Raw genomic sequence first — 13,983 nt, forward strand, 5'->3', positions numbered from 1 at the left:
AGGTAGTCAGATCCAGAGACTGACGTCCTACCGCTAGACGATCCCCCAACCGACGTTCACAGTAATATATCGATCGCAATTTCGTCAAGATCGACGCAGGTTTGGCAGGGAGGAAATCATCAGCCTATCAAGGCACGCTCGACTCCTTTTCTCAGACGAAACAGCGTCCGCTCCCGTCCCAGCACTTCCATCACCTCAAAGAGGCCAGGGCTTGCCGTCCGTCCGGTCAATGCGACGCGAACCGGTTGGGCTAAAGCGCCCATTTTGACACCTTCTTCTTCGACTAGCTTCTTGAAGCTTTCTTCCCAGGTTTGTTTGGAAAAGCTGGGGAACGCCTCAAAGCGTGTCACCAGCTTCTGCAGCAACGGCGCCACCGCCGGCGTGAGAAATTTCTTGGCTGCCTCTTCCTCGAACGGAGCGACTTGCCCGAAATAAGGTTTCACCCATTCCACCATGTCGACCAACGTCTTCGCCCGTTCCTTGACCAACACCACCAGCTGTGCGAGCCATTCCTCCGATACCGCTTCGACCTCATGCTTCAACCCTGCTTGTTCCAACAACGGCACGAGCGCCTGAGCCACCGAGCTCGGTGGACTCGTTTTGATGTACTCGGCATTGATCCACACCAACTTGTCCGGATTGAATACCGCCGCCGACTTCTGGACGTGATCCCAGGAGAACTTTTCGATGAGTTCCTGCCGAGTAAAGAGCTCTTGATCGCCGTGAGACCACCCCAGTCGAACCAGGTAATTCACCATGGCATCGGGCAAGTACCCCATGTCCCTATAGGCCATAATCGACGTCGCCCCATGGCGTTTTGAGAGCCGCGTCTTGTCGGATCCCAGAATCATCGGGAGATGGCCGAAGCGCGGAACAGCAAACCCCAGCGCTTCAAAAATCGGAATCTGTCGCGGCGTGTTGGTCAGATGGTCATCCCCCCGCACGACGTGTGTGATGCGCATCAATGCATCGTCGACGACGACCGAAAAATTGTAGGTCGGATAGCCGTTGGACCGGAGAATAATCAGGTCGTCGGCCGCACTATTATCGAAGGTGATTGCGCCTTTGATGAGATCATCCACGATGATGTGCCCTTCCTGCGGCGCCTTGAAGCGAAGCGCGGCGTCGGCAGGCGGATTGGTGATCTGTAATCGGCGGCAGCGGCCGTCGTAGCGAGGCGATAAGCCTTTTACCTCGGCCTCCTTTCGCCGAGCCTCCAGCTCTTCCGCCTTGCACACACACCAGTACGCATGCCCCATCTCAAGTAATTTCATAGCATGGGCGCGATACAGATCCATCCGTTCCGTTTGGCGGAATGGCCCTTCATCCCAATCGAGCCCGACCCATTCCATCCCCTCAATAATGGCCTGAATGGACTCATCGGTCGACCGACTTTGATCGGTATCCTCGATCCGAAGAATGAACGTCCCCTGCTGTTGACGCGCAAACAGCCAATTGAATAGGGCCGTGCGCACTCCACCGATATGCAAAAAACCCGTCGGACTGGGAGCGAACCGGACACGAACCTCAGTCATGACAGCATTGTCCCTTCCTCATACCTACGAAACCGCCCATCTATACCACGCTGAGAAAATCCTTGTACACCGCCGAAACACTTCCATCTCACTACGGCTTCTGCTATGAGGATGCCGGAGGAGGTGGGAATGGCAGAACAGAGGCAACCTGCCACAGTACTGTCCGCAACAGATCTCACACCGCACGTGCGCCAGTTGGTGATCAAGCCCAAAGCTGCCAAGATTGCCTTCCAACCTGGACAATGGGTCTCTCTTCACCTCCCCGTAGGGCCCAAGCCGCCGCTCAATCGAGCCTACTCCATGGCCGATCCTTCCTCGCCCTATGGAGAGTTGACGCTGGTATTTGATCTCGTTCCCGATGGACTCGGTTCTCCTTACCTCTATCAGCTGAAATCAGGCGATGAACTGACCTTGTCCGGACCCTACGGGCGTTTCATTCTTCCTCAGGCGCTTGATCGGGAACTTATCCTGATCGGACGCTACACAGGCCTGGTTCCGATGCGATGCCTGTTGAAGCAGATGTTTTTTAAAAAAATTCATACTCCGGTCCTGTTGATCGCGGTGGCCCCCAGCGAAGAGGAGGTTCTGTTCCATCAGGAATGGCTCACGATGGCCGTACAGCAGCCATCCTTCCGTTATCTTCCGATTGTGGCCGAACAGAGCGAGTCCCAAGCCGTAGAGAAAACCCTGGCGATGCTGGGACCGCTGCTCACTGGTCAACCGAAAGTGATTCCCATGCTCTGCGGGACCAAAGCCTTCGTCCGTCCTATACGGGCCTATTTTATGGATCAAGGATACGACCGAAAGGAGATCAAGGCGGAGACCTATGACTAGGAGAATCTTCGGACTTCATCAGCATTGTCGGATTCAACCGAACTGATCGACCGATGAGTCCTAAAGAGCGTAGTCGCGCTTCTTCAGTGGCCCTCTCGCACGAGATTTTTATTCACAGCGGGAATTTCTACGACGATATCCGCCTTCCCATTCGGGACACATTGACAACCCAGTCGAGACTGAAGCGTCGTCATGGGAGCTTCATCCAGTTGATCATATTCGTCATCGGTACCTTCGTTACAGGTTTCCAAACCCTGCTTCACAATGACGTGACAGGTCGAACAGGCGCAAACCCCACCACAGACATGCTCCAAATCTATCCCCTGGCCCATGGCGATATCCAAAATGCTCCCTGGTAATCCTGTGACCCCGTAAGGAATCTTTTCTGGATCCACAGTAACTGTGGTCGATGTTCCGCTTGGTTGGATAAATGTGACGGAATAGGAAACCTTAGGAAGTTCGCAATCGGCTTTCTCAATGTAGGGGTTCGTCCCACCCATGTGCCTGTTCCTTTCTGAGCCGGATTAGATTGTTGTCACGTATTGACACGATTCAAATCTGCATGATAGCTTTAGTGCGACCATATTGATCGGAGATCATTATAGTCTCCGATCTTCCTGATCGGCAATAGACATGTTGAAGATTTCAAAAAAAGCTGACTACGCACTGATGGCCCTCCAGCACATTGCCTCTGTCCAGTTCGGCGATGTCACGCCCGGTCGCGTGGTGAATACGAAAGAGATCGCCGAGGAATATAACATTCCACTGGAACTGCTTGCGAAGGTCCTCCAGGTTCTCTCAAAAAACGGCCTGATCGAGAGTCACAACGGCCCGAAGGGTGGCTATCTCCTGGCACGGAGCGCTAGACAGATCACCATTGCACAGATTCTTGAAAGCATCGAGGGCCCGCTGGCCATTACCGACTGTTCACACGAAAAAGATGGCGACTACTGCATGCAGCGCGAACACTGCAACATCCGCACGCCGCTCTTGAAAATTCAAGACAGTATCTACCAGTTACTGAACAATATGACGTTGGGAGACATGATGGGGGGGACACCCTTGATTACCATTCAATCTCCCTCGGTACAAGGAGTCGAACGATGAAGCTTCCTATTTTCCTCGATAACCATTCCACCACTCCCATGGATCCACGAGTATTGGAGGCCATGCTGCCCTACTTCGTCGAAAAGTTCGGCAACGCGGCCAGTCGCAACCATGCGTTTGGCTGGGCGGCTGAAGAAGCCGTGGAAGAGGCTCGGAAACGGATCGCGAAACTGATCAAGGCTGATGCCAAGGAAATCGTCTTTACCAGCGGCGCCACCGAATCGGACAACCTCGCTCTAAAGGGCGTCCTGGAGATGTACAAGGAAAAAGGCACCCACATCATCACCTCGTCCACGGAACATCGGGCCGTACTCGATACAGCCAAGTCGCTTGAAGCTAAGGGCCTCGCGACCGTGACCTACTTGCCGGTGGATAAATACGGCATGGTGAATCCGCAAGACGTGCAGAGCGCCATCACCGACAAGACGATCCTAATCTCGGTCATGCTGGCGAATAACGAAATCGGCACGATTAATCCCATCGCGGAGATCGGCAAGATCGCCAAAGCAAAAGGCATCCTGTTTCATTGCGATGCCACGCAAGGAGTCGGGAAAATTCCCGTTGATGTTCAGGCCATGGGAATCGATCTCATGTCCTTCTCGGCCCATAAGATTTATGGCCCGAAGGGGATCGGGGCCCTCTACGTGAGAAAACGAAACCCGCGTGTGCGGATCGCACCTCAGATGGACGGCGGCGGGCATGAACGCGGCATGAGGTCCGGCACCTTACCGGTTCCGCTGATCGTCGGATTCGGGAAAGCCTGCGAACTTTGCGAACAGGAGATGACGGCAGAAACGGCTCGGCTGACCAAGATGCGCGACCGGCTGCAGACCGAGATCATGGCGGCCCTGGAGGAAAGCTATCTCAACGGCCATCCGACGAACCGGCTGCCTGGCAATCTCAACATTTCCTTCGCGTACGTCGAAGGCGAGTCCTTACTCATGGGCATGAAAGACATTGCGCTCTCATCCGGATCGGCCTGCACTTCGGCCACGCTGGAACCTTCCTACGTCTTGCGTGCGCTCGGGGTGGGAACCGAGCTCGCTCATTCGTCGATCCGTTTCGGCTTGGGCCGTTTCAACACCGATGACGAGATTGACTATACGATCAAGAAGGTTATTGAGATCGTCACGAAGTTGAGGGAGATGTCCCCGCTCTACGAGATGGCAAAGGAAGGCGTCGATCTGAAATCCGTTCAATGGGCCGCACATTAGCGACGTAACATGCACCTCGTGAAGCGTATCTCACAAACAACGAACACCGCTTCACGAACGATGAGATACCAGGGAGGTTCTTATGGCATACAGCGATAAAGTCGTCGATCATTTCAACAACCCTCGGAACATGGGTAGCTTCAAAAAGGATGAAGAAGGTGTAGGCACCGGCATGGTAGGGGCGCCGGAGTGCGGCGATGTGATGAAGCTGCAGATCAAGGTGCAGAACGATACGATCGTCGATGCCAAGTTCAAGACGTTCGGCTGCGGATCAGCCATCGCCAGCTCCAGCTTGGCCACCGAATGGCTGAAGGGCAAAACGATTGAAGAAGCGCAACAGATCAAGAACACGGACATCGTCCAGGAGCTCAATCTGCCGCCGGTCAAGATTCACTGTTCGGTTCTCGCGGAAGATGCGATCAAAGCCGCGTTAGCCGACTATCAGAAGAAATCCGACGGAGACGCGTCCGGCACCAAGTAACGGAGACATCTACGAAGGGAGTGCCCCATGGATACAACGAATGTCGAGACTCAGGCTCCGGTCATCACACTCACCGATGCTGCCGTGACTGAGGTCAAGCGATTGATCAACGTACAGGGGATCGAGGAAGGCGGCCTTCGTCTCGGCGTGAAGGGCGGCGGTTGCTCGGGCCTGAGCTACACGATCAATTTCGACGACAAGATCGGGCAGTATGACCAAGTGTATGACTTCAACGGAGTGAAGGTCATCATCGACGCCAAGAGCGCCATCTATCTCCAAGGCACCCAATTGGATTATCAAAAAGACCTGATGGGGGGAAACTTCAAGTTTCTCAACCCCAATGCCAATAAAACCTGTGGCTGCGGAGAGTCGTTCTCAGCCTGATTCTCAATGAGTTTTTGAACTGATTGGTACGGCGCACACCACGCCGAATTCCCCATGGATCAACATACACCGGAATCGCCACGACCGCGCGGCCTGCAGATGGCCCGGAGCATGTGCTGGCACTGCCAGTCTGCGGTGACAGGAGAGTACTTCTGCGAACGATGCGTCAAAGTCCAGCCGGTTTCAAAAGAGACCGACTATTTCACCTGTCTTGGGTTTCCTCGACGTCTCACACTGGACCCAAAGAAGCTTGAGGCCAAGTTCTACGAGTTGAGCCGGACATTCCATCCGGACTTTTATCAGACGAAAAGTCCGGCGGAACAAACGATCAGCCTCGGCAATGCCGCGGTCCTGAATACGGCCTATCGTACTCTCCGTGACCCTATTCAACGCGCGGAATACCTGTTGGGCCTCGAAGCCGGCTCCGTGAAAGACATCCGAACGTCTCCCCCAGCCGACCTGTTTGAAGAGATCTTGGAACTCCAAGATACGCTTGAAGAATACCGATCATCGGAACGTGATTCGCAAGACAGTCATAAGCTCCGTACTGCCCTTGAGGCCGAACAGCGAACACTGGAGCAACGCAAGCAGGAGATGGAAGCGCAACTGCAGCAGCTGTTTACGGAGTGGGACCAGTTGCAAGACCGTGGGGAAGCGACAAGCCAGACGCGTGTGGAACGGGACCGGCTCCTGAAACAGATACGTGACCTCCTCTCCAACCGAACGTACATCACCAGTATCGTCAACGATTTGGCCGCCACCATCGCCTGAGTAAACCATGTTGTCCATTCACGCCCTGCACAAAATGCTCAAAAAGGTTTCCAGCGAGGCCGCAGGGAGCGAGGGGCCCGAGGCGTACAGAGTGGGTACGTTGAGGGGCCAGAGCGACCGAGAACAAAGCTGGGGACCTTTTTCAGCATTTTGATATGGCACGGATCGTCGGCATCGACCTCGGCACAACTAATTCGCTGGTCGCCTACATGAAAGACGGCCAGCCCTGCGTCGTCCCTGACCGCAACGGCCGAACGATGGTGCCATCGGTTGTCGCCTTGACGGACAATGGATTGATTGTCGGCGATTCAGCCAAAGAACACTTGACGCGAAATCCCGAGCGGACGGTCTATTCCGTCAAACGTTTCATGGGCAAGGGTCTCGCCGATGTGCAAAGCGAACTAGCCTATTTCCCCTACACACTCACGGAGACCGGCGGCGTCATCCGGATTCAGCTCGGCGAAAAGCGTTATTCCCCCCCACAGATCTCCGCCATGATCCTCAAGGAATTGAAACGACGCGCGGAGGCCTCTCTGGGAGAAAGTATCGGCAAAGCGGTCATCACCGTTCCTGCCTACTTCAACGACAGCCAACGGCAGGCGACCAAGGATGCCGGGCTCATTGCTGGGCTGGAGGTCTTGCGCATCATCAACGAACCGACGGCCGCCTCACTGGCGTACGGACTTCAGAAGCGCACACAGGGCACCATTGCGGTCTATGACTTCGGCGGCGGCACGTTCGACATTTCAATCTTGAAACTGAAGGATGGGATCTTTGAGGTTTTGGCGACGAACGGCGATACGCATCTGGGAGGGGATGATCTCGACCGGCTGCTTGTCGACCTGTTTATCGGACAAATCCAAGAACGGCATGGGATCAACCTGAGCGAATACTCCGATCATATGCAGGCCGTTCGCCTGGAAGCAGAGCGAGCCAAAGTTCGCCTTTCTGATGATCTCAAAACCACGATCACCATTGAACTACCTGACGACAAAGGACACTTCACCAGAGAGCTGACACGCGATCAGCTTGAGTCACTGACGATACCTGTGATTGAACGGACGCTGGCTCCCTGCCGCATGGCCTTAAAGGACGCCGGACTCACCTCAAAGGATATCGACGAGGTGGTCTTGGTGGGTGGCTCCACCCGCATGCCGCTGGTCCGCCAACGCGTCGAGGCGCTATTTGGGAAGGCGCCGCATTGTCATTTGAATCCGGATGAAGTCGTCGCACTCGGCGCCGCCGTACAAGCCGATATTCTAAGCGGTGGGACGACGGACATGTTGCTGTTAGATGTGACGCCTCTGTCGCTCGGCATTGAAACGATGGGCGGGGTCATGAGCAGCTTGATCCGCCGAAACACGACCATTCCAGCAAGTGCCAAGGAACTGTTCACGACCTACGTCGACGGGCAAACCGGCGTCGATATTCATATCCTGCAAGGCGAGCGCGAGCTCGTCAAGGATAACCGGAGCCTGGCACGATTCCGGCTGAAAGTACCGCCACTTCCGGCCGGCGTCCCGCGCATCGAGGTGACCTTTCTGATCGATGCCAACGGCATCTTGAACGTCACGGCGACGGACATGCGAACCGGCCAGAGCCAGTCGATCGAAGTCAAACCTTCCTATGGGCTCGCGGATGCGGAGGTCGAGCGGATGATCGAAGACTCGTTTAAGTTTGCGGCCGACGATGTCAACGCTCGGAAGTTGATTGAAGCCCGGCTGGATGCCGAGGCCCTGCTGAAGACAACCAAGAAGTCGCTGGCGGAAGCGCGAGACCTGATCACGGCGGATGAAGCCGAGGGTATTCGGAACGCACTGTCTCAGCTGGCAACAGCGAAGGATGGCACGGATCCCCGTATCATCCGTGCGCGGATGGCAGAACTCGAACAGGCAGCAAAACAATTGAACGTGGTGATGCTGAACGATTCGCTCAAGAAAAGTCTGCAAGGGAAGAAAGTCACGGAAGTCACGTAAAAAGAACATATGGCGTATAGCTAATGGCTTATGGTTGGAACCACCCGGCTATAGACCATACGCCTTATGCGCGTAAGGAGTGCGCAATGGATCTGAAATGGCAGGACGCCGAGGACATCGCCATCCGGTTGGTGGAAGAACACCCTGAGACGGATCCGCTGACCCTACGTTTCACGGATATGCATGCCTGGATCGTGGCATTGCCTGATTTTAAGGATGACCCTAAGAAATCAAATGAAAAGATTTTAGAAACGATCCAGATGGCATGGCACGAGGAGTATCAAGACTCGAAATCGTAACACGACGAGACCGAACCGCTCTCCGAGATCCGCCTCTCTTTCATCACCTCCACCGTACACCTCTCAGTCCTACTGCTCGACGTCACCGGTCGGTTGTCCTTCAGGGATCTGATCCAGCTTATAGAAATCCGTTGGGTCGAGTCTGCGCTGGACCGCCTGAGTCGGTTCACTCCCCTTCGCGAAGAGTTCCACGGTTCCCTGTTGGCCTTCGCCATCCTGGTCGGCCTCCAAGAGGCCGGTCGAAGCGTCAACTTTGACAAAGGTGACCCCATCAGGGATCTCAAAGGGGACGACAGGAAGCTGCTTGAGGGCCTCTCTCATAAAGGCCATCCAAATCGGCAGGGCCGACCGAGCTCCGGTTTCGCTCTCTCCGAGCGACCGCCGGTCGTCGAATCCCACATACACACCGGTCACGAGGTTCGGGGTGCCACCGATAAACCACGCGTTGATGTAATCGTTCGTCGTACCGGTTTTCCCCGCGATCGGACGACCCAGCGTTTTGGCAGCTTGTCCGGTTCCTTTCTGGATAACGTCTTCCATCATATTCGTAATCAGGTAGGCCGTTTCTTTCGAGATGACCTCGTGCGGCTCGGGCTCGGTGGATTCAAGCGTTTGGCCCGTATTATCCTTGACGGTCTTAATCGCAAACGGTTCCACGCGGCTGCCCTGATTCAAGAACACGCCATACACCGACGTCAGCTCCATCAAGCTCAGGGACGACGTCCCAAGCCCCAGCGAGAGATCAGCCGGAAGCGAGCTCGTGACGCCGACGGCACGGGAGAACTCAATGACGTTTTTCACACCGACCTTATCCAATAACCGAACCGTCGCCAAATTATGCGACTGCGCCAAGGCCTCCCGGAGACTCACCATGCCGTGGAATTTTCGTCCATAGTTCTCGGGCTTCCAGGTCTTGGCCTCCTCTTCCTGCTCATAGACCACGGGCGCATCGAGGATCTGAGTGGCTGGGCTCAAACCCTGGCTCATGGCAGTGGCGTAAATGAGGGGTTTGAAGGCGGATCCTGGTTGCCGGTGTGCCTGTACGGCACGATTGTATTCGCTCCGGGCAAAGTCGTAGCCACCGACCATCGCGCGAATCGTCCCCGATTTTGGATCGATGGCGATCAACCCGCCTTCCACTATCGGGGTCTGCTCAAGTGTCAGCAGCACCCCCTCCTTCGTCAGGCGCTTCACTCCGACTTCAATGACGTCACCGGGCTTCAAGAGCTGCTTCACATTGGGATTCACAACAAAATCGACCGTCGGGTCAGGCCCTTTGAGCATCCGCTTCGCCCACGCCATATCGTCAAAGGCCAGCTTCCCGGTGAACGGCCCGACCTGAACGAGGTAATAATCCTTGGTAATCTTTAAGACGACCCCTTCCCCCACATACCCGGGTTTGAGCAACGGCTCTCCGGAGCCAAGATCTGAGGGTCGAAACGTGTCGAGATCCACCGTGCGTCGAGGCCCTCGCCATCCTTCCCGCTTATCGAGTTCTCGAACGCCGCTCAAGAACGCCGCTTCAGCCGCTCGCTGCATCTCCAAGTTCAAGGTGGTATGGATTTGAAGACCACCCTTGTACACCATCGACTCTCCGTACTTTGCCACGAGCAATTGCCGGACATATTCGACGAAGTACGGAGCAAGATGTTCGCTCACCGGTTGATGGAAATTCAGTGTGTCACGAACAGCAGCGTCCCGTTCCGCCGACGTGATAAACCCGACTTCCTCCATCCGTGCGAGCACATGCTCCTGCCGCTTTTTTGCCATATCGTACGCGGCAAACGGCGAAAACTTGCTCGGCTTCTGCGGGAGTCCTGCCAAGAAGGCCGATTCGGCCAGCGTCAGTGTTCTAATGTCCTTGTCGAAATAGGAGCGTGCCGCCGATCCGACGCCATAGGCCCCTTGCCCGAAGTAGATTTGATTCAGGTAGGTTTCAAGAATCTGCTCTTTACCCGACACCACCTCCATCTTGTAGGCCAGAATGACTTCGCGGATTTTGCGGCCATACGACCGTTCAGAGGAGAGAAAGAGCGACCGAGCCAATTGCTGCGTGATCGTACTGGCACCTTCGACCTTCTTTCCGCCATGCCGAATATTCGTCCAAGCCGCCCGCAACATGCCGATAAGGTCCAATCCCGGATGCTCGAAAAACCGGGCATCTTCCGTTGCGATCACAGCCTGCGTCAATGTTTTAGGAATTTCAGGAAGCGGGGTCAGAATGCGGCGCTCAATGAAAAACTGGCCGATCGGCTGACGGTCATCCGAATAGACGGTCGTGACCAAACTCGGTTGATAGTTTTGAAGAAGATCGAGCGAGGGAAGATCTTGGGCGAAATGCCAAATGACGCCCACTACCGTCGTGACGCCGACGATCATGGCAGCCACCAGGCCAAGCACGATCACTTGCCATCGGCGCAGGCGACGACGCGGCTGTTCCTGATTTCTTCCCATCAATCGACTGTCGTTCGGCATCGAGTCTGGAATCCTGTCGACGTGCGTCTGCGGTACGTCAGAACTTACAATGTGCCATGTGAAAACTCAAGCAAGACACAGATTGGTCGCCATCCACTCAAACCCTTGCGCCTGTTGATCTCGGCGGAAAAGAACATTTCGTTTCTGAAATGATTCGCTCCATAGTAGAAACATGCAATGCCCCCACGGAGGGAATGGGACTCGGTCCAGCCGCCGGCTCTATAGCCGCATGCGTCAAAACCAATTAAAAAAACGGCCCTGATTCGGCTGATCGTTCAGTATGCCAACACCTCAGAAAGCCGGATCGCTTAGGAACAGGCTCTTCCCATGATCGAACAGCCCGACATCAATCAGCCGATCCTCGTCGTCGAAGATGAAACGGATACCGCAGATCTCGTGAAGCTGATCCTGCAGGAAAAGGGCTATCAAGTCGTGCATGCCGCCGACGGTCAGGACGCGCTGAACAAGATCGCTTCGATGCCGCCTCCTTCGCTCGTGCTGTTGGATATCCAATTACCTCTTGTCGACGGCATCACTATTCTGGAAACGATCCGAGCGACCCCCGACTGGCAACACCTCCCGGTGGTCCTCCTGACGGCTGTCGTCGATCCGCGCTGTATCCGTCAGGCGGTGGCTATCAAGGTCCAGGATTACATCCTCAAACCATTTACGCGCGACGATCTGGTGAGATGTGTTGAGCGGACCCTGACACCACTGGCACGCCCATAACAAGGCCGTCTTCCTCCATCCCCATACAGCAGCATTCGGAATTCTTCTCACGCACGTCGGATCTACGCCGACTCCATATCGCTGCGCACTGAGAGATACACTCGTCCCCCCGGCCGGCTGATCCGGACTTGACCCCATCTGACACGTTCTTATCGACCGCTTGCTTGTATCGGAGTATCGTCTTCGAGTATACTGCCGAGTTTGCGCCTCACTACCGGGGCGTCATTTTTGTCATTAAGGAAGCACCGTCATCATGTCCACCGTACGCGCCCCTCAGGACCGTCGAAGCGATATCCGCAATATCGCCATCATCGCTCACGTCGATCACGGCAAAACAACCCTGGTCGACGCAGTGCTGCGCCAAACGCATGTCCATCGCAAGATCGATGATATGGGCGAACGCATTATGGATTCGATGGACCAGGAACGGGAGCGTGGAATTACGATCCGGGCCAAGAACGCCAGCGTCATCTACAACGGGGTGAAAATCAATATTGTCGATACGCCGGGCCATGCCGATTTCGGCGGGGAAGTGGAACGCACGCTCCGGATGGTGGACGGTGTGTTGATTTTGGTCGATGCCAAAGAAGGTCCCATGCCGCAAACGACCTTCGTGCTGAGGAAAGCGTTGGCGTTGGGGCACAAAGCCATTGTCGTCATCAACAAAATCGATCGGCCGGACGCAGTCATCGACGACGTGGTCAACCGCACCTTCGACCTGTTCGTCCATCTCGGGGCCACCGACGAGCAACTCGACTTTCCGATCGTCTACACATCGGCCATTAAAGGAATCGCCACGCTCGATGTCAACAAACCGGGAACGGATATCGTCCCATTGCTCGATACCGTACTGGAGAAAATCCCTGCCCCGGCGATTACCGTTGATGCCCCGCTCCAAATTCTTGTGCTGGCCCTTGTGCAAGATCCCTACAAAGGCAAGATGGGAATCGGCAAGATCCAGTCCGGTTCGATTGCCAGGCGACAGAATGTCATGGTGCTCGGCAAAAACGGCGCACAGATTCCAGGTAAGGTATCCGACCTCGCCGTCTATTCTGGCCTTGACCGGGCCGACACCGAACAGGCAGCGGCCGGCGAAATCGTTGCCGTCGCCGGGCTGGATGACGTGAGCATCGGCGACACCATTGCCGATGCCGACAAGCCGGTTGCCCTCCCGCGCGTCTCGATTGATGAGCCAACCGTACAAATGACCTTCTCCGTCAACAACAGTCCATTCGCCGGACGCGAAGGCAAGTTTCTCACCTCGCGCCACCTGCGCGAGCGCCTGTTCAAGGAACTGGAGACCAATGTCTCGCTCCGCGTCAATGAGACCGACAGCGCCGATCGCTTTCTTGTGGCAGGACGAGGCGAACTGCATCTCTCCGTCTTGATCGAACAGATGCGACGGGAAGGGTACGAACTGCAAGTTTCCCAACCGGAGGTCATTGTCCATCGCGAAGGCGACAAGGTCATGGAGCCGTACGAGGAACTGACCATCCAGGTGCCGGAGACCTACCAGGGAACCGTGATCGAAGAGCTCGGAAAACGCCGAGGCGAACTGCGGCATATGCGGCTCATTCACTCTGACGTCGGGACCAGTGAGATGCATTTGGAGTACCACATTCCGACCCGCGGTATCATGGGACTTAAAAACATCCTGTTGGCCAAGACCCGCGGGACCGTCATTCTGCACCATGTCTTCTCGGCCTACGAACCGGCGGAAGAGCGAGACCTTCTCGTGACCCCGCATGGCTCGCTCGTCGCGTACGAAGACGGGGCAAGTACAGGCTATGCCATCTTCATGACCCAGGAACGGGGTGCCATGTTCATCGGCCCCGGAGTCGAGGTGTACCGAGGGATGGTCGTCGGCCAAAACAGTCGCGACGAGGATCTGGATGTGAACGTGTGCAAGGAAAAGCATCTCTCCAACATGCGAGCCTCCGGGTCTGATGAAGCCTTGGTGCTGACCCCTCCGCGTGAGATGACTCTTGAGTTCGCATTGGAATATATTGGATCGGATGAACTGGTGGAGATCACGCCGCAAAACCTCCGCCTGCGTAAACGATTACTGAATCCGGACGACCGCCGAAAAGCGAAGAAGGCGGGGAAATAGTCCCGCCAAAGAGCTTATGGCCGATGGCGAATCGCTTATTGCTCAGGGCTTGAGGGATTAATTTTCTG

General features: G+C 55.5%; 13 protein-coding genes. 10 read left to right on the top strand and 3 right to left on the bottom strand.

Translation table 11 applies throughout. The features are described from left to right. Window positions 1–119: 119 nt before the first annotated feature. A complete protein-coding gene (gltX, locus tag ACMTNU_RS00005) occupies window positions 120–1,535 on the bottom strand; it encodes a glutamate--tRNA ligase (RefSeq protein WP_413933144.1) in 1,416 nt (471 codons plus the stop codon). Window positions 1,536–1,664: 129 nt separating this feature from the next. On the opposite strand from gltX, the gene ACMTNU_RS00010 reads away from it, so the two are divergent. Further along, complete coding sequence (locus tag ACMTNU_RS00010; protein WP_413933145.1) at window positions 1,665–2,369, top strand: ferredoxin--NADP reductase; 705 nt, start codon at window positions 1,665–1,667, stop codon at window positions 2,367–2,369. Between the two features lie 83 nt (window positions 2,370–2,452). Here the strand turns inward: ACMTNU_RS00010 and ACMTNU_RS00015 are convergent, their stop codons facing one another. Then, entirely contained in the window at window positions 2,453–2,869 is a 417-nt protein-coding gene (locus ACMTNU_RS00015) for a 2Fe-2S iron-sulfur cluster-binding protein (RefSeq protein ID WP_413933146.1), read from the bottom strand. Window positions 2,870–3,002: 133 nt separating this feature from the next. On the opposite strand from ACMTNU_RS00015, the gene ACMTNU_RS00020 reads away from it, so the two are divergent. The 7 genes from ACMTNU_RS00020 (at window position 3,003) to iscX (ending at window position 8,601) form a co-directional block, all read left to right on the top strand. After that, complete coding sequence (locus ACMTNU_RS00020; RefSeq protein WP_413933147.1) at window positions 3,003–3,476, top strand: RrF2 family transcriptional regulator; 474 nt, start codon at window positions 3,003–3,005, stop codon at window positions 3,474–3,476. Further along, complete coding sequence (locus ACMTNU_RS00025) at window positions 3,473–4,690, top strand: IscS subfamily cysteine desulfurase (protein WP_413933148.1); 1,218 nt, start codon at window positions 3,473–3,475, stop codon at window positions 4,688–4,690. The genes ACMTNU_RS00020 and ACMTNU_RS00025 overlap by 4 nt, the downstream gene beginning before the upstream one ends. Window positions 4,691–4,772: 82 nt before the next feature. Further along, the gene (gene iscU, locus ACMTNU_RS00030; protein WP_413933149.1) at window positions 4,773–5,171 is read left to right on the top strand and encodes a Fe-S cluster assembly scaffold IscU; all 399 of its coding nucleotides are present in this window, start codon (window positions 4,773–4,775) and stop codon (window positions 5,169–5,171) included. A gap of 27 nt (window positions 5,172–5,198) precedes the next feature. After that, the gene (locus tag ACMTNU_RS00035) at window positions 5,199–5,555 is read left to right on the top strand and encodes a HesB/IscA family protein (RefSeq protein ID WP_413933150.1); all 357 of its coding nucleotides are present in this window, start codon (window positions 5,199–5,201) and stop codon (window positions 5,553–5,555) included. Window positions 5,556–5,609: 54 nt separating this feature from the next. After that, window positions 5,610–6,326, top strand: coding sequence for a Fe-S protein assembly co-chaperone HscB (gene hscB / locus ACMTNU_RS00040; RefSeq protein WP_413933151.1), 717 nt, complete (start codon window positions 5,610–5,612; stop codon window positions 6,324–6,326). A 155-nt stretch (window positions 6,327–6,481) separates the two neighbouring features. Further along, window positions 6,482–8,302, top strand: coding sequence for a molecular chaperone DnaK (dnaK, locus tag ACMTNU_RS00045; RefSeq protein ID WP_413933152.1), 1,821 nt, complete (start codon window positions 6,482–6,484; stop codon window positions 8,300–8,302). An 86-nt stretch (window positions 8,303–8,388) separates the two neighbouring features. Then, window positions 8,389–8,601, top strand: a complete 213-nt coding sequence (gene iscX / locus ACMTNU_RS00050; protein ID WP_413933153.1) for a Fe-S cluster assembly protein IscX — start codon at window positions 8,389–8,391, stop codon at window positions 8,599–8,601. Between the two features lie 69 nt (window positions 8,602–8,670). On the opposite strand, the gene ACMTNU_RS00055 is transcribed toward iscX, so the two are convergent. Beyond that, window positions 8,671–11,076 (bottom strand): penicillin-binding protein 1A, encoded by a 2,406-nt coding sequence (locus tag ACMTNU_RS00055; RefSeq protein ID WP_413933154.1) that lies wholly within the window; start codon window positions 11,074–11,076, stop codon window positions 8,671–8,673. Between the two features lie 327 nt (window positions 11,077–11,403). On the opposite strand from ACMTNU_RS00055, the gene ACMTNU_RS00060 reads away from it, so the two are divergent. Together ACMTNU_RS00060 and typA are read left to right on the top strand one after the other, a co-directional pair. After that, on the top strand, window positions 11,404–11,805 hold the full coding sequence (locus tag ACMTNU_RS00060) for a response regulator (protein ID WP_413933155.1): 402 nt from the start codon (window positions 11,404–11,406) through the stop codon (window positions 11,803–11,805). A 253-nt stretch (window positions 11,806–12,058) separates the two neighbouring features. After that, entirely contained in the window at window positions 12,059–13,915 is a 1,857-nt protein-coding gene (gene typA / locus ACMTNU_RS00065) for a translational GTPase TypA (RefSeq protein ID WP_413933156.1), read from the top strand. Window positions 13,916–13,983 lie beyond the last annotated feature (68 nt).

The sequence above is a fragment of the Nitrospira sp. BLG_1 genome, assembly GCF_047338595.1.
GTDB lineage: Bacteria > Nitrospirota > Nitrospiria > Nitrospirales > Nitrospiraceae > Nitrospira_D.

Excerpts from the sequence above, each read along its gene's own strand:
- iscU (WP_413933149.1), top strand. The coding sequence starts at position 4,773 with ATGGCATACAGCGATAAAGTCGTCGATCATTTCAACAACCCTCGGAAC.
- iscX (WP_413933153.1), top strand. The coding sequence starts at position 8,389 with ATGGATCTGAAATGGCAGGACGCCGAGGACATCGCCATCCGGTTGGTG.
- ACMTNU_RS00025 (WP_413933148.1), top strand. The coding sequence starts at position 3,473 with ATGAAGCTTCCTATTTTCCTCGATAACCATTCCACCACTCCCATGGAT.
- gltX (WP_413933144.1), bottom strand. The coding sequence starts at position 1,535 with ATGACTGAGGTTCGTGTCCGGTTCGCTCCCAGTCCGACGGGTTTTTTG.
- ACMTNU_RS00020 (WP_413933147.1), top strand. The coding sequence starts at position 3,003 with ATGTTGAAGATTTCAAAAAAAGCTGACTACGCACTGATGGCCCTCCAG.
- ACMTNU_RS00015 (WP_413933146.1), bottom strand. The coding sequence starts at position 2,869 with ATGGGTGGGACGAACCCCTACATTGAGAAAGCCGATTGCGAACTTCCT.
- ACMTNU_RS00060 (WP_413933155.1), top strand. The coding sequence starts at position 11,404 with ATGATCGAACAGCCCGACATCAATCAGCCGATCCTCGTCGTCGAAGAT.
- dnaK (WP_413933152.1), top strand. The coding sequence starts at position 6,482 with ATGGCACGGATCGTCGGCATCGACCTCGGCACAACTAATTCGCTGGTC.
- ACMTNU_RS00055 (WP_413933154.1), bottom strand. The coding sequence starts at position 11,076 with ATGCCGAACGACAGTCGATTGATGGGAAGAAATCAGGAACAGCCGCGT.
- ACMTNU_RS00035 (WP_413933150.1), top strand. The coding sequence starts at position 5,199 with ATGGATACAACGAATGTCGAGACTCAGGCTCCGGTCATCACACTCACC.
- typA (WP_413933156.1), top strand. The coding sequence starts at position 12,059 with ATGTCCACCGTACGCGCCCCTCAGGACCGTCGAAGCGATATCCGCAAT.
- ACMTNU_RS00010 (WP_413933145.1), top strand. The coding sequence starts at position 1,665 with ATGGCAGAACAGAGGCAACCTGCCACAGTACTGTCCGCAACAGATCTC.
- hscB (WP_413933151.1), top strand. The coding sequence starts at position 5,610 with ATGGATCAACATACACCGGAATCGCCACGACCGCGCGGCCTGCAGATG.